The sequence below is a fragment of the Bifidobacterium sp. SO4 genome (assembly GCF_018555355.1).
GTDB classification, from domain to species: domain Bacteria; phylum Actinomycetota; class Actinomycetes; order Actinomycetales; family Bifidobacteriaceae; genus Bifidobacterium; species Bifidobacterium miconisargentati.
Map to the genome: position 1 here is coordinate 17,916 of NZ_JAFEJP010000009.1, position 15,127 is coordinate 33,042.

At 64.2% G+C, this 15,127-nt stretch carries 16 protein-coding genes; 12 read left to right on the forward strand and 4 right to left on the reverse strand.

Annotated features, from left to right (window positions below; translation table 11 throughout):
• The first annotated feature begins 61 nt into the window (after window positions 1-61).
• The gene (locus tag JS536_RS07100) at window positions 62-730 is read left to right on the forward strand and encodes a TenA family protein (RefSeq protein WP_214304003.1); all 669 of its coding nucleotides are present in this window, start codon (window positions 62-64) and stop codon (window positions 728-730) included.
• Window positions 731-867: 137 nt separating this feature from the next.
• On the opposite strand, the gene JS536_RS07105 is transcribed toward JS536_RS07100, so the two are convergent.
• Window positions 868-1,311, reverse strand: coding sequence for a MerR family transcriptional regulator (locus JS536_RS07105; RefSeq protein WP_214356373.1), 444 nt, complete (start codon window positions 1,309-1,311; stop codon window positions 868-870).
• 141 nt (window positions 1,312-1,452) lie between these two features.
• On the opposite strand from JS536_RS07105, the gene JS536_RS07110 reads away from it, so the two are divergent.
• A complete protein-coding gene (locus JS536_RS07110; protein WP_214356374.1) occupies window positions 1,453-2,463 on the forward strand; it encodes an aldo/keto reductase in 1,011 nt (336 codons plus the stop codon).
• Between the two features lie 370 nt (window positions 2,464-2,833).
• On the opposite strand, the gene JS536_RS07115 is transcribed toward JS536_RS07110, so the two are convergent.
• Window positions 2,834-3,115 carry a DUF3039 domain-containing protein gene (locus JS536_RS07115; protein ID WP_109057627.1) on the reverse strand — a complete coding sequence of 94 codons (282 nt, stop codon included), beginning with the start codon at window positions 3,113-3,115 and terminating at the stop codon, window positions 2,834-2,836.
• Window positions 3,116-3,221: 106 nt separating this feature from the next.
• Between JS536_RS07115 and coaD the strand changes: the two genes are divergently transcribed.
• From coaD to JS536_RS07160, 9 genes are all read left to right on the forward strand, one after another.
• The gene (coaD, locus tag JS536_RS07120; protein ID WP_214304006.1) at window positions 3,222-3,722 is read left to right on the forward strand and encodes a pantetheine-phosphate adenylyltransferase; all 501 of its coding nucleotides are present in this window, start codon (window positions 3,222-3,224) and stop codon (window positions 3,720-3,722) included.
• Complete coding sequence (locus JS536_RS07125; protein ID WP_214356420.1) at window positions 3,719-4,681, forward strand: cell division protein; 963 nt, start codon at window positions 3,719-3,721, stop codon at window positions 4,679-4,681. The genes coaD and JS536_RS07125 overlap by 4 nt, the downstream gene beginning before the upstream one ends.
• A gap of 161 nt (window positions 4,682-4,842) precedes the next feature.
• Entirely contained in the window at window positions 4,843-5,454 is a 612-nt protein-coding gene (locus JS536_RS07130) for a DUF177 domain-containing protein (protein ID WP_214304007.1), read from the forward strand.
• A 121-nt stretch (window positions 5,455-5,575) separates the two neighbouring features.
• Window positions 5,576-5,770: a 50S ribosomal protein L32 gene (gene rpmF / locus JS536_RS07135; RefSeq protein WP_214356375.1), complete on the forward strand. Its 195-nt coding sequence runs from the start codon at window positions 5,576-5,578 to the stop codon at window positions 5,768-5,770.
• Between the two features lie 109 nt (window positions 5,771-5,879).
• Window positions 5,880-6,629: a ribonuclease III gene (gene rnc / locus JS536_RS07140; RefSeq protein WP_214356376.1), complete on the forward strand. Its 750-nt coding sequence runs from the start codon at window positions 5,880-5,882 to the stop codon at window positions 6,627-6,629.
• Between the two features lie 276 nt (window positions 6,630-6,905).
• Window positions 6,906-8,855 carry an acetolactate synthase large subunit gene (locus JS536_RS07145; protein WP_214356377.1) on the forward strand — a complete coding sequence of 650 codons (1,950 nt, stop codon included), beginning with the start codon at window positions 6,906-6,908 and terminating at the stop codon, window positions 8,853-8,855.
• A 24-nt stretch (window positions 8,856-8,879) separates the two neighbouring features.
• The gene (ilvN, locus tag JS536_RS07150; RefSeq protein ID WP_109057621.1) at window positions 8,880-9,434 is read left to right on the forward strand and encodes an acetolactate synthase small subunit; all 555 of its coding nucleotides are present in this window, start codon (window positions 8,880-8,882) and stop codon (window positions 9,432-9,434) included.
• A 191-nt stretch (window positions 9,435-9,625) separates the two neighbouring features.
• Window positions 9,626-9,916 (forward strand): DNA-binding protein, encoded by a 291-nt coding sequence (locus JS536_RS07155; RefSeq protein ID WP_214356378.1) that lies wholly within the window; start codon window positions 9,626-9,628, stop codon window positions 9,914-9,916.
• Window positions 9,900-10,340 (forward strand): type II toxin-antitoxin system VapC family toxin, encoded by a 441-nt coding sequence (locus JS536_RS07160; protein ID WP_240544305.1) that lies wholly within the window; start codon window positions 9,900-9,902, stop codon window positions 10,338-10,340. Before JS536_RS07155 ends, JS536_RS07160 begins: the two co-directional genes overlap by 17 nt.
• A 131-nt stretch (window positions 10,341-10,471) precedes the next feature.
• Here the strand turns inward: JS536_RS07160 and JS536_RS07165 are convergent, their stop codons facing one another.
• Window positions 10,472-11,149 carry a nucleoside/nucleotide kinase family protein gene (locus JS536_RS07165; protein WP_214356379.1) on the reverse strand — a complete coding sequence of 226 codons (678 nt, stop codon included), beginning with the start codon at window positions 11,147-11,149 and terminating at the stop codon, window positions 10,472-10,474.
• A gap of 221 nt (window positions 11,150-11,370) precedes the next feature.
• Here JS536_RS07165 and JS536_RS07170 point away from each other — a divergent pair, with 221 nt between their 5' ends.
• Window positions 11,371-12,672, forward strand: coding sequence for an ROK family transcriptional regulator (locus JS536_RS07170; protein WP_276310838.1), 1,302 nt, complete (start codon window positions 11,371-11,373; stop codon window positions 12,670-12,672).
• 148 nt (window positions 12,673-12,820) lie between these two features.
• Here JS536_RS07170 and JS536_RS07175 read toward each other — a convergent pair whose 3' ends face one another.
• Window positions 12,821-15,115, reverse strand: a complete 2,295-nt coding sequence (locus JS536_RS07175; RefSeq protein ID WP_214356380.1) for an ABC-F family ATP-binding cassette domain-containing protein — start codon at window positions 15,113-15,115, stop codon at window positions 12,821-12,823.
• Window positions 15,116-15,127: the final 12 nt, after the last annotated feature.

Below are 15,127 nucleotides of genomic sequence, written 5' to 3' on the forward strand. Positions count from 1 at the left end.
GGGGCATGCGCCACCACGGCGTCCAATGCATCATCATCAAGAACAAGGGAAGGCTCCGACCATGACCGAAACCAGCACCACCAAGACCCCATACGAGCAGCTGCGCGAACTGACCCACGACGACTGGGAGGCGGCCGTCAACCACCGCTTCGTCAAGGAGCTCGTGAACGAGACCATCGCCCCGGAGGTCCTGCGCGACTATCTCATCCAGGATTACCAGTTCGCCAGCGACTTCCTCTCCCTGATCGGCCAGGTGCTGGCCTCCGCCGACACGATGAAGGCCAAGGTGCGTCTCGCCGCCCAGCTCGGCTTCATCGCCGCCGACGAGGACACCTACTTCCAGGACCGCTTCGACCAGTACGGCGTGAGCGAGGACCAGATCCTGCACCCCGAACTGGCCCCGGCCAGCATCGGCTTCAAGAAGCTGTACACGGACACCATCGAGACCCGCTCCTACGCGGACGGCCTCGCCGTGCTCGTGGTGGCCGAAAGCCTCTACCTCGACTGGGCCGAGCGCGCCACGGATCACGGCCGCAAGCTGCCGGTCAAGCCCGAGCATCGCGGCTGGGTGGACGTGCATCGCGGCGACTACTTCACCGAGTGGGTCGAGTTCCTCATCAACGAGTTCAACCGCGTGGCCGACCCGAACGACCCCGAGCTGCGCGAGCGCTTCCAGACCGCCGTCAAGTACGAGCTCGGCTTCTTCGACGACCCGTACGTCGGCAAGTAACCAAGCAACCCCAACGCTTCGGCGGCTCCCTTCGCCGGCAATGGACGCGGAAGCGATGCCGCTAAGGCCTCAGACGACTTGGGCGGCACCACGCGAAAGCCGCGCACGACGGTTTTCGCGCGCGCTTGGAGGTCGGCTCAGCAGTCGATCGAATAGACGCGGGTCTTGTAGTCACGCCAGTCAGGCAACGGCTCACCCGCGTCAAGGGCCTGCTTGATGCCCCCGTAGTAGTGGAGTTTGCGCTGGACATGCATCGCCGCCTCGTCCAGCGCGCGCCGTTGCTCGTCCAAGGTTTCGCGGCGGGACTCCAGCAATTCCAGGATCTCATCGATGTGTGCCGGCTCGTCCTGTTCGTAGGCGAAGAACTTCTTGAGATCGTCGATGGTCATGCCGGCGTTCTTGAAGCAGCAGATGGCCCGCAGCCGGTTGATGTGGCACTCCTCGTAGACGCGCTGGCCCGCGGCCGTGCGGCCCACGTTGGTCAGGAGGCCCTGATCCTCGTAGTAGCGCAGCGTGGACGGCTGCATATGGAACCGCGCCGCCACCTCGCGAATCGTGTACGTGCCCCGATTCGATTCCATATAGGCCTCCTTGCGAAGCAATCCGGCCGCCATCAGGCCGGAGTCGGTACGACACGCCGATGCGCCGCACCGCATTTGCATTCAAGTTCACTTGAACTGGAACCATACTATCAGCACCGCAATCCCGCGCAAAGGAGCATCATGTTCGAACCGACCGCCACATACACCCCCAACCCGCATCGCTACGATTCGATGACCTACAACCGCGCCGGCGTCTCCGGCCTCAAGCTGCCGGCCGTCTCGCTCGGCTTCTGGCACAATTTCGGCGACATCACGCCCTTCGAGCAGATGAAGCAGCTGGTCTTCACCGCGTTCGACAACGGCATCACCCACTTCGACCTGGCCAACAACTACGGCCCGGAGCCCGGCCAGGCCGAGAAGAACTGCGGTCTGCTGCTCGCCAAGTACTTCAAGCACCACCGCGACGAGCTCGTGGTCTCCACCAAGGCCGGCTACGAGATGTGGGCCGGCCCCTACGGCGACCTCGGCAGCCGCAAGTACCTGCTCGCCAGCCTCGACCAGAGCCTCGAGCGTCTCGGTCTGGACTACGTGGACATCTTCTACCACCACCACCCGGATCCGGAGACCCCGCTTGAGGAGACGATGGGCGCCCTCGCCCAGGCCGTGAACTCCGGCAAGGCGCTGTACGTGGGCCTGTCCAACTACGACGGCCCGACCATGGAGAAGGCCGCCGCAATCCTCAGCGAACTGCACGTGCCGTTCATCATCAACCAGAACAAGTACAACATCCTCGACCGCACCGTGGAACGCAACGGGCTCAAGGACACGGCCGTCAAGCTGGGCAAGGGCCTCATCACCTTCTGCCCGCTGGAGCAGGGCCTGCTGACCAACCGCTACCTTAACGGCATCCCGGCGGACAGCCGCATCGCCCGCGATCCGCGATTCCTCAACGATTCCGCTCTGACCGCCAAGCTGCACGGCCAGATCGTGGACCTCAACAACCTGGCGGCCGAGCGCGGCCAGACGCTCGCGGAGATGAGCCTGGCCTGGCTGCTGCACGACGGCAAGGTGACCTCCGTGCTGGCCGGCGCCTCCAAGCCGCAGCAGATCATCGACAACATCGGCGCCCTGAAGAACACGCACTTCACCGACGAGGAGCTCAAGCTCATCGACGAGATCGCGTCGAGGTAGTTTCAGCGTTTGACGGAGAACAGAATCGGCCTTTGGCCGATGCGAGGTTTTCCGCAGACTGCGTCTGCTTTGCTTCTCTCCCCCACCCTCTTCGCGGGAGCTCGTCCCGTAATTACGGACGAACTTCGTTCGCGTCTTATTAGCTCGACTGTCGTCTCGCACATTGCCTACAAACAGCACACTGTGCTGTTTGCTTTACAGCAATGTCCCGTCAGAGGGGCCAAGCCTATACGTACAAGGACCTTGCCTCCCTCTGACGAGGGAGGTGGCATCGGCGAAGCCGATGACGGAGGGAGAGAAGAGGAGCAGGGCGCAAAGCCCTGCGGAAAACGCTGCATCGGCCAAAGGCCGATTCCATCCCAGCGAAAAACTACGCCATCATCTCCTCGTAGATGCGCTTGCAGTCCGGGCAGACGGGGTACTTGGACGGGTCGTGCTTGGGCACCCACACCTTGCCGCACAGCGCCACCACCGGGCGTCCCGTCATGCGGGACTCGGCGATGCGGTCCTTGGACACATAATGTGCGAAACGATCGGCGTCGCCGCCATCGTCGCGCACCGGCGCCTCCTGGGTCTGCGGGCGCTCCAGCACCGACGTACCGGCTCCCTGATCGGGGTTCCTCAACGGCTCGGCATCATCAACGAACATCATCGTCGCACCACTTTCCTTCATATTCGGCAGCAAGTCCGCCTACCATCATAGATTCCCCACGTCACCGGCGGCGCCGAAGCGCACCAGTCGCGGTAGGCTATAAGGCATGACTATCGCAGTATGCCCCGGCTCGTACGACCCCGTGACCGCCGGACACTTGGATGTAATCGAGCGCTCGGCGCGGTTCTTTGACGAGGTCCACGTGGTGGTGGCCGTCAACGCCGCGAAAACACCGATGTTTTCCGAATCGACGCGCGTGGAGGTGATCCGCCGCGCCCTGGACAAGGCCGGATGCACCAATATCACGGTCTCCTCCACGGACGGCCTGATCACCGACTACTGCAAGAAGGTCGGCGCCAGCGTCATCGTCAAGGGCCTGCGCCAGAACGGCGACTACGAGGCCGAGCTCGGCATGGCCCTGGTCAACCGCAAGCTCGCCGGCATCGAGACCCTGTTCTTGCCGGCCGACCCGATTCTTGAACACATCTCCAGTTCCATAGTCAAGGACGTGGCCCGCCACGGCGGCGACGTGACCGGCATGGTGCCCGATTGCGTGGTCCCGATGCTCGCCGAGGCCCTGGCCCAGGAACGTACGCGGAAGGACTGAATATGAACGATGATCACCCCACCGGCTACGTCGATCTGACCGGCCGGAACCAGAACGACGACGGCCAGTCGCCGAGCACCAATTCGATTCCCACGCCGCCGGCCGACCCGGTGGACGCCCCGACCGGCGCGCAGCCGCAGGCCCCCGTCACGCCTGACGCCCCGGCTCCCGTGGCCCGTCAGCAGGCCGCCATGCCGCAGATGCCGGACCTGCGCGAGCCCGGTCCCACCGAAGCCGCCCAGGCCATGCCCGACGGCCCGCTGCAGCCCACGCCCGCCCAGCTCAAGGCCCGTGCCGAGGCCGCCGCGAACGCCAACGCGGCCAACGCCGCGGGCAGCCGTCCCGCCTTCATGGACGCGATGCCGGACCTGCGCGAGGGCGCGGGAGCCGACCACGACGACCAGAGCCGCGAGGAATTCACCACGGTCTACGACATCATCGACGAGATGGAGGCCTCCCTGGAGGAGGCGAAGTCGTCCATCTTCACGCCCGGCATGGTCAAGGTGGATCGCGACGAGTTCACCGACCGTCTCTCCGAGCTCAAGAAGATGCTGCCGGTGCAGCTGGAGCGCGCCTCCGCCCTGATGCGCGAGGCCGAGCGCCGGCTGGAATCGGCCCAGAGCCAGTCCAGCGCCATCGTGGCCTCCGCCCAGAGCCGCGCCGCGGACATGATCAAGGACGCCAACGAGCAGGCCCAGTTCCTGGCCGGCCAGGAGAACGTGACCGAACTGGCCCGCCAGAAGGCGCGCACGATCCTGGAGACCGCGCAGGCCAAGGCGGACCATCTCACGCGCGGCGCGGACCAGTACTGCACCACCGTGATGGAGGGCCTGTCCCAGCAGCTCGGCAAGCTCACCCAGGACGTGCACGCCGGCCTCAACGTGCTGGAGGAGCGCCAGCGCGCCGCCGGCGAAAAGATGCCGAACCTGACGCTCAACGACTACCCCGAGGCGCAGTGACGGCCGCGGGCCGGCGGTAGCGCCCAGGCCTGCGATCACGGCAATCACCGTAATCACGGCACTCACGCGGGCGCCGTATGGAAACCGCACGAACATCGAATACAGACACGCGCGCGTCAAGGCGACGCGCGCACAATCACTTCACGAAAGGCAACAGAACCATGGCACGAGTTGAGGATTCCCCGTGGGCGATTCCGGTGGCGCAGGTCGCCTCCCGCGCCGGTCAGTCCAAGCCGGTCGACGCCGACTTCCCGGCACCCGCCGGCATCGGCGATGACATCGTGGGCATCAAGGAGGGCGAGCCCGTCCACGTGAGCGGCTCGTTCGACTCCATCGTGGACGGCCTGATCTTCACGGGCCGCGTGACCGCGCCGTTCAAGAGCGAGTGCACCCGGTGCCTCAAGCCCATCGACAAGGACTGGACGGTGAACGTCACCGTCTTCTTCCCCTACGAATCGCCCGCCAACGATGCCCACGGCAAGCAGGGCAAGCGCGACGAGGAAGTGGACATCATCGCCGGCGAGGACGAGTCCGAGGACACCTACCCGCTGCTGGAGCGCGGCGCGTTCGCGGACATCGAGGCCATGCTGCGCGACACGCTGGTCGAATCGCTGCCGTTGCAGCCGCTGTGCCGCCCCGACTGCAAGGGCCTGTGCTCGCAGTGCGGCGTGGATCTGAACGAGGAGCCCGACCATCACCACGAGACCACCGACATCCGCTTCGCAGGTCTGGCCGCTCTCAAGGCCCAGCTGGAGGCCGAGCAGGGCGAGTGACGCGGCGGCGCCGGGCGACGAGCCTGACAGTGACACCGCCGGTTTGGACTTTGTACGAGCCCCGCGCTAAGATAACGGACGCTTAAGCTCAATTGTTCGAACGAAATAGAGGATACTGAAAATGGCACTGCCTAAGTACAAGACCTCGCGCGCCAACACGCACTCGCGTCGCGCGAACTGGAAGGCCACCGCTGCTAAGACCGTGAGCTGCCCGAACTGCGGCGCCCCGACCCTGCCGCACATGGCCTGCCCGAGCTGCGGTTCCTTCCGCGGCCGCACCTACCGCTCCGCCATCCAGCCGGCCCACACCAAGTGAGCCCTGAGATAACGGCATAATGAAGGCCCTGCCATCGACGGGTGGCGGGGCCTTCGCGTAACCAACCACACATCCCACCTGCATCCCACATGGAGGATGACCTATCACCATGACCGAAGACACCGAACAGCAACCGCAACCCGCCAACGAACTGCTTGAGGCCCTGGGCACCACCATCAGCCCGGACCTGCTGGTTCAGGCGCTCACCCACCGCTCCTTCTCGCATGAGCACCCCGGCGTGCCCAACTACGAGCGACTGGAGTTCCTGGGAGACGCGGTGCTGGAGCTGGTCTCCACCGAAACGCTGTTCACCATCCACCCGGACATGACCGAGGGCCAGCTCGCCAAGATGCGAGCCAAGGCCGTCTCGGAGGACGCGCTGAGCGCCATCGCCAAGACCAAGCTCAAGGTGGGCCCCTACATCCTGCTGGGCCACGGCGAGGCCGAGCAGGGCGGCGCGGAGAAGAACTCCATCCTGTGCGACATCGTGGAGTCGCTCATCGGCGCCACCTTCCTGGAGCACGGCATCGACGAGGCCCGCAAGGTGGTCCACCGCCTCATCGACGACACGCTCGCCGAAGTGGCCACCGAAGGCCCGGCGCTCGATTGGAAGACCTCGCTGACCGTTAAGGCGCACAACATGGGACTGCCGGACCCGATCTACCGCATGGAGGTCTCCGGACCGGAATACGCGCAGATCTTCACCGCCAAGGCCACGCTGGTCATGACCGACAAGACCGGCGGCGAGACCTATAAGGAAGTGATCGGCGTGGGCAAGGGCTCCAGCAAGCGCAAGGCGCAGCTGGCCGCCGCCGAAGCCGGCTGGAAGACGCTGGACCAGCGCAAGGACAACCGCTGACGGAGTTGACGGACACGCATGACATGGCACCGATGCAACCGATTGCACCGGTGCCATGTCTGTATTGCGGACGGCACGCGCGTGCCGGTGTCTGCCCACTGAGCACGCCGGGCCCCGCTGTCTGACGAACGAATAGACTTGAGAACACACGAGCGACAGACCGCGTCGGGGCCACAAGTCCCAGCAGACGCGGTCGGAATCACGGACGAGACAGGCCGACCTTCATCCCAGGCCGGGCGGGCTCTCGCGCGCATCGATAACAAGGTGAGAGGAATCATGGCTTTACCTACGCCCTTGCAGGCATTCAGCGGCGTGCCGAAGACCTATGCGGCCACCGACAAGCAGACCATCATCGACGGCGAGAAGATGACCGGCGCACAGGCGCTGGTCCGTTCGCTGGAAGACCTGGGCGTTGAGGACGTCTTCGGCATCCCCGGCGGCGCCATCCTGCCCGTCTACCACCAGATCAACGACGACACGAAGTTCCGCTTCGTGCTCATGCGCCACGAGCAGGCCGCAGGACACGCCGCCGAGGGCTACGCGCTGGCCACCGGCAAGGTGGGCGTGTGCATCGTGACCTCCGGCCCGGGCGCCACCAACGTGGTCACCGCCATCGCGGACGCGAACATGGACTCCGTGCCGATGGTGGTCATCACCGGCCAGGTGGGCGTCAACGCCATCGGCACCGACGCCTTCCAGGAGGCGGACATCGTGGGCATCACCTATCCGGTCTCCAAGCACTCCTTCCTCGTGACCCGCGCGCAGGACATCCCGCGCGTGCTCTCCGAGGCGTACTACATCGCCCGCACCGGCCGTCCCGGCCCGGTGGTGGTGGACCTGACCAAGACCGCCCAGACCGGCGAGATGTACTACTCCTGGCCGCAGCGCATGATCCTGCCCGGCTACAACCCCACCACCAAGGCGCATGGCCGCGTGCTTTCCGACGCCGCCAAGCTGTTCTCCAAGTCCTACCGTCCGGTGCTCTACGTGGGCGGCGGTGCGGCCCGCTCCAACGCCGGCGCACAGGTCAAGGCCCTGGCCGACCTGACCGGCGCCCCGATCGTGACCACCCTGCCGGCCCGAGGCATCGTGCCGGACAGCGATCCGAAGAACCTCGGCATGCTCGGCATGCACGGCACGATCGCGGCCACCGGCGCCGTGCAGCGCGCCGACCTGCTGGTGGCCATCGGCGCCCGCTTCGACGACCGCGTCACCGGCAAACTGGACGCCTTCGCCCCCACGGCCCGCGTGATCCACATCGACATCGACCCGGCCGAGATCGGCAAGAACCGTCAGCCGGACGTGCCGATCGTGGGCGACGTGGCCACCGTGCTGGACGATCTCATCCCCGAGATCGAGCGCACGCAGGCCATCCAGGGCAAGCCGAACCTCAAGCCGTGGTGGGATGCCATCAACGGCTGGCGCGAGCAGTACCCGATGACCTGGGCCGAGCCGACCGACGGCTCGCTGGCCCCGCAGTGGGTCATCAAGAAGCTCTCCGAGCTCGCCGACCCGGACACCATCTGGGTCACGGGCGTGGGACAGCACCAGATGTGGGCCTCGCAGTTCATCGACTTCAAGAACCAGCACTCCTGGCTTTCCTCCGGCGGTCTGGGCACGATGGGCTACGGCCTGCCCGCCGCCATCGGCGCGTCCGTGGGCTCCGCCCGCGAGTTCGACGGCAAGAAGCCGGTGTGGCTCATCGACGGCGACGGTTCCTTCCAGATGACCTCCGAGGAGCTGGCCGCCGCGTTCCTGGATCATGCCCCGGTGAAGATCGCGATTCTCAACAACTCCGTGTACGGCATGGTGCGCCAGTGGCAGACGCTGTTCTACCAGAACCACTATTCGCAGACCAACCTCAAGGACGGCGAGGCCCACGGCACCGAGGGCGAGTCCCAGCTGGCCGCCGGCGAGGCTCCGCTGGAGGTGCCCGACTTCATCAAGCTGGCCGAGGCGTACGGCTGCGTGGGCATCCGCGCGTTCACCGAACAGGAGGCGATCGACGCCATCAAGCAGGCGAACGAGATCAACGACCGCCCGGTGCTCATCGACTTCCGTGTGTGGAAGGACGCGATGGTGTGGCCGATGGTCGCCGCGGGCGCCTCGAACGACGAGGTGACGTACATGCCCGGCATCAAGCCGCTGATGGGCGGCGCGCCGGCTCCCGGCACCGAGCCGGTCGGCGATCCGGCCGTCATCGACAACGCCGCGGACGAGCACTGAGGATAGCGAGGAAAGGGAATAATCATGGCTATGTATCCTGCATCCCAGCCGGGTTCCGAGCGTCACACGCTCTCCGTCCTGGTGGAGAACCGCCCCGGCGTGCTGGCCCGTATCGCCGGCCTGTTCGCCCGCCGCGCGTTCAACATCAATTCGCTGTCCGTCTCCCCTACCGAGCGTCCGGACATCTCCCGCGTGACCGTGACCGCCGACGTGGAGGCCGTGCCGCTGGAGCAGATCATCAAGCAGCTCAACAAGCTGCTGCACGTGCTGAAGATCGTGGAGCTGGACCCGAATTCCACCGTGGAGCGTGAGCTGGTGCTCATCAAGGTGGCGGCCAACCAGTCCAACCGTTCCGACGTGCTCGAGATTGTGCGTCTGTTCCGCGTGCGCGTGGTGGACGTGAACCCGGAGTCGCTGACCATCGAGGCCACCGGCGCCGAGGGCAAGATCGACGCGCTACTGGGCCTTCTGGAGCACTACGGCGTCATCGAGCTGGTGCGTTCCGGCGCCGTGGCCGTGACCCGCGGCCCGCGTGCCCTTTCGGAAAAGGTCGTCGGCTCCGAAGTCACCGGCCGCTGATTCGGTCACTCAGTCAAACCAATTCAAGCCAACAGCCTCACGAGACGTACGCTGATTCCTTGTCAGCGTACGTCTCGTGAGGTTTTTCTATGTTTTGACATGCTAGCAAAATGCATGCGGATTGTGCTAGCATTTTGCTAGCACAGACAACGATGTCTTTCTTAGGTCGACTTATAGAAAGGAGCCCCAACATGGCAACCATCACTTTGCGCAAAGTGCCTGACGAATGCGTAGAAATATTAAAAAAGGCAGCCAAGAACAACAATCGTTCTATGGAGGCTGAGGCCAAATCGGTATTGGAAGAGTTCACTTCGCAGTATGTGGCACACAAAATCGTTACGACCGCTGATCTTGTGGCAGAGATGCAACGATTGCTGGACGGGAACGGATTGGACGAAGATGAGGAACTTGTCCTCCCTCGCAACACATACGATACAGAGCCACGACCAGTAGATTTCGGAGACGATGATGATTGTGCTTGACACCAATGTCGTCAGCGAAATTATCACCAAGCAGCACACAAATCGTTCGGTGCGGAATTGGATAATTGCGCAGAATCTTCAGAATCTATACACGACTAGCATCACCGTCGCAGAACTGCTATATGGAGTAGCTCTGATGCCGACATCACGCCGGAAGAATTATGTTCAGAACGCAACGGTCGCCTTTCTGGATAATTTCCGATACCGCACCCTTGTTTTTGATGTCGAAACCGCAGCTCATTATGCCGCAATCGCCTCATCACGCCGACAAGCCGGACGCCCCATCGGCGTACAGGATGCCATGATTGCAGCCATCGCGCGTGCTCACGGCGCAGCCGTGGCGACCCGAAACACTAAGGATTTCGAAGGCACCGGAGTGAAGCTCATCAATCCCTGGGAACATGCGGAGCATACAACGCGATAGAGAACCGCCGGAAACATACGCCGACGGAAGTCCAGCGCACGTTTTCGGCGGGAAAGCATAACACTTCATTAGCAGTACGCCAGCGAGCAATCAGCGTACGTTTAGCGAAGTGAGTATGGACGATTGCGGAGTCAAAGAGCCAGCGGCGGCAGCTCGACGGTGGCGTCGGCGCGGTCACGGCATGAGGCGATGCGGCGCGCGTTCACCTCGTCGACCTCCATGACCCACTTGCGGGCCTGCTCCGGCGCCTTGCCGAACTTGATGTGACGCTTGACCAGACGTTCGCGACGCAGATCATCGTCAACATCGACGTACCACACCTCGGTCATGGCGGCGCGCACATCCGCCCACGCATCAGCCTCGTCGAGCAGGTAATTGCCTTCGGTCACCACGAAACGTGTCCACGGAAACACCGGGATAGCGCCGGCCAGCGGCTGCTCGAGGTCGCGTTCGAACATCGGAGCGTAGATTACGCCATCTTCGCCCTGATGAATGCGCTGCAGCAGCGAGCGGTAGCCGCGTGCGTCGAAGGTGTCGATGGCACCCTTGCGCTGCAGACGCCCCAAACGCTTTAATTCCACATCCGCCAGATGATAACCGTCCATCGGCACCCAAGCGGCAAAGTGATCCACCGGCTCGGCAACGACGCCCGGCACACCTTCGGCGAACGCCTCGGCCAGCAGCTGCGCCAACGTGGATTTGCCGGCACCGGGAGCACCCACAATGCCGAGAATCACACGTTCATGGGATTCGAGCAGCTCCTTGACACGAGCTTTGGCCTCTTCGAGATTTGCGATGTTGACCACCATTGTCGTTTCCTTCCTCGGAATATGTTCTGTTGTAGTTACGCTGGCCTCATTGGTTTTCCACCACCGGTGTTTCCAACGAGTGGAGTAGCCGAATGCTTCACCGCCATCCGTTTCCTCCTTGCAATACATAACTATACCATTGTTTTGTATATTACTATACAAAAGTAGGGAAGTAATTGTAAAGAATTTGTCAAATATGCCGATGCTGTATGCTAACAGCTATGGATAAGTCAGTGGAGAATATCGATATCAGCGCCGGCACTGTCGAGCTACTCACACACTTGCGAGAGCACGGCCCGATGACGCGCAGTGAAATCGGCACCGCAACCGGTTGGGCGCGTCCGACCGTGAACAAGCGCATCGACGAGCTCACCGCCATCGGCATCGCGCAACCACTGACCATGCCCAGCCCGACCGGCGGACGACCGGCGCAGGGATTCGCCTTCAACCCCTCCTGTGCGCACATCCTCGCCATCGACATCGCCACCACGGCCACCACAATCGCCCTGTGCGATCTGGACGGGCGGCCTGTACTGGTCCGGACCGTCAGCGCCGGTGCGGAGAACGAACCGGACGAGACCCTGGATATGATCTGCGGGGCAGCCGACGCCATGCTGACCGGGAAGCTCGCCAGCCGGACCGACACCGGCGCCGTCATAGGCAACGACGAGGTCCCCGTAACCGTCAACGACCCAGCCACGACAGACGAAGGCATCACGGCAACCGCAACGCCCCGACTGTTCGCGGTATCCGTGGCCGTGACCACGCGAGTCGAAACGGTCACCGGCAACATCATCCAGGCTCCGGTCATGCAGCACTGGGAGAACCGTCATCTGCGCGAGTTCTTCGCCGACCGATACCATGTACCGGCCTTCATCGAGAACGACGCCAACGCCCGCGCACTATGCAAGGCATATCAGCTGGCCGCCGATGGAGAGCACATCGTTCCCCATCTTCTCTATGTGCATGCCGGCATGGGACTTGGCGCTGGCATCATCTCCTCTGGCTCCATCATGCATGGCGCGTTTGGCGCGGCGGGAGACATCGGTCATATCCACGTCTTCGGCAGGATCGGAGAGCACAGTCTCTGCCGTTGCGGCAATACCGGGTGCGTGGAGGCCACCGCCGGCGGATGGGCCATTCTGCCGGCTTTGCAAACCCAAGGCAAACCCGTGCACACCTTGGATGAGGTGGTGGAGCTTGCCACTCACGGCGATATCGAAACCGTGCAGCTCATCCGGCAGGCGGGACGGCTCATCGGCGATGTGATCTCCGCATGCGTCAATATGCTCAATCCCTCATGCATCGTCGTCGGCGGCGAGCTTTCGCATTGCGGCGAGCTGCTGCTTAACGGCATCCGCGAGCGCGTGTGGGCCCGCGCGCAACCGCTGGCCACCAAATCCTTGCGCATCGAGTCCTGCAACGACGAGGCCCGAACCGGAATCGTCGGCCTGGCCTACGTCGCCATAGACCAGGGGCTCACGTCACTGGAGATGCTGCAGGACTTCGCCCGGCAACAGTAATCGCTCTGTCCGGCCGAGGTCGCAGCTGGGCTTCCGCCCCCGTCATGGGAAACTGCCGGCAGAGCCGATTGGGGACGTCCTCCGAGTCCGCACCGAGCTGGGCCAAGCAGAGCCATGGCTCAAGGACGTCTGCTTAGCCCAGCTCCGCTTATCCCAGCTGCTCGGACAGGTCGAGCCATTCGGCTTCGAGGTCGTCGTTTTCGGCGGTGATGGCGTTGAGCTGCTCGTTGAGCTTGTTGAGGCCCTCGTAGTCGGCCGGATCGTGCGCGGCCATCTGCGCTTCGATGTCGCTCTTCTGTTCCTCGAGCTTGGCGAGCTTGCGTTCGATGGCCTTGACGCGCTTGGACGCCTCGTGGAAGGCCTTGCCGGTGAGCTTCGGCTCGGCGGCACCGGTAGCAGCGCCAGCATCGCCACCGGACTTGGCATCGCCCGAAGCCTGGGCGCCGGAGCCCGAACCGTTTGCGGTGCCCTGAACCGAAGCGGCCGCACCCTTGGCACCCTTCCTGGACGAGCTGCCGCCCGTGCCCGCGAAGCCGGGGTTGTCGGCCGGCAGTCCCTTGCCGTTCTTGATGTCCTCGACCATGTCGAGGTAGTCCTGCACGCCGCCGGGCAGATGGCGCACCTTGCCGCCGAGCAGTGCGAACTGCTGGTCGGTCACACGCTCGAGCAGGTAGCGGTCGTGGGACACCACAATCAACGTACCGGGCCAGGTGTCGAGCAGATCCTCCATCACGGCGAGCATGTCGGTGTCCAGATCGTTGCCGGGCTCGTCCATGATGAGCACGTTCGGCTCGTCGAGCAGGATGAGCAGCAGCTGCATGCGGCGCTTCTGGCCGCCGGACAGGTCGCGGATCGGCGTCATGAGCTGCGCGGATTCGAAGCCGAGACGCTCCATGAGCTGGCCGGGGGTGACCTCCTTGCCGTCCACGATGTAGCTCGGCTTGTAACGGGAGAGTACTTCCTTGATCTTGTACTGGCCCAGCTTCTCCAGCTCGTCGAGACGCTGCGAGAGCACGGCGAACTTCACGGTCTTGCCGATGTTCACATGACCTGCAGTGGGCGTGAGCGTGCCGTCGATGAGCTTGAGCAGCGTGGACTTGCCGGCACCGTTCGCGCCGACGATGCCGAAACGGTCGCCGGGACCGATCAGCCAGGTCACATCGTCCAGGATCTCGCGGCCGGACACCGTGATCTTGCGTGCGGCGGACGTGGCACCCGTGCCCGTCTCGTCGGCGCCGGCCGCGTCGCCCGCAGCCGGTCCGCCGATGGTCTCGCCGCCGGTGTTCATGCGCCGCACCTCACGGTCGTCGGCGAGCGCCGCAGCACCGCCTTCGGCCTCGGCCTTCGCGCGCGCCTCCTCGGCGGCTGCCACGGCCTCGGGCACGCCAGCATCCACCAATCGCGGGTCGGTCATGTCGGTGACCGCCACCTCCACGGAACCGTGCAGCTGCGGTTCGGCGTACATGGCGTTGACCACGTCCACGCGGGAGGCGGAGTCGGCGAGCGCCGCCACGTCCGGGTCGATGTCGGCGACCGTGCCCTGCGTGTGTTCGAAGATCTGCGTCACGTCGATGAGGTCGACCACCTGCTTGCCGAGTCGGGAGGTGGCCATCTGCTTCAGTTCCAGGGTGTTGCGCATCGGCGGCACGTCGGCGATGAGCTCGCGTGCGGCCTGGACGTGGAACTTCTGCTTGGTGGAGCGGGCGCGGGCGCCGCGCGAGAGCCAGGCGAGCTCCTTGCGGGCCAGGTTGCGGCGCTTGGTCTCGCGTACGTCGGCCTGGCGGTCGCGTTCGACGCGCTGGAGCATGTATGCGGAATAGCCGCCCTCGAACGGTTCGATGACGCCGTCGTGGACCTCCCACATCGACTCGCACACCTCGTCGAGGAACCATCGGTCGTGGGTGACGAGCAGCAGCGCTCCCTGACCTTTGGACCAACGGTTCTTGAGGTGCTCGGCGAGCCAGTGGATGGTGACCACGTCGAGGTGGTTGGTGGGCTCGTCGAGCGCGAGGATGTCCCAGTCCTTGAGCAGCAAGCGGGCCAGATCGGCGCGACGGCGCTGGCCACCGGACAGGGAGCCGACCTTGGCGTCGAGGCTCATGCCGCCGAGCAGCGCCTCCACGATCTCGCGGGAGGTGTTGTCGGACGCCCATTCGTAGTCCGCGCGCCCCTCCAGTGCGGCTTCGCGGATCGTGGCGTTGTCGTCGAGCGGGTCGCGCTGGTCGAGCATGCCGAAGGTGAGGCCGCCGCGCTTGGTCACACGGCCGGAATCCGGTTCCTGGGTGCCGCGGAACAGGTGCAGCAGCGTGGATTTGCCGTCGCCGTTACGGCCGACGATGCCGATGCGGTCGCCCTCGAACACACCCTGCGTGACGTCGGTGAAGATGGTTTTGGTGGCGAAGGCGAGCGAAACGTGTTCCAGTCCAATATCGTAAGTCGGCATGATTCACCAATG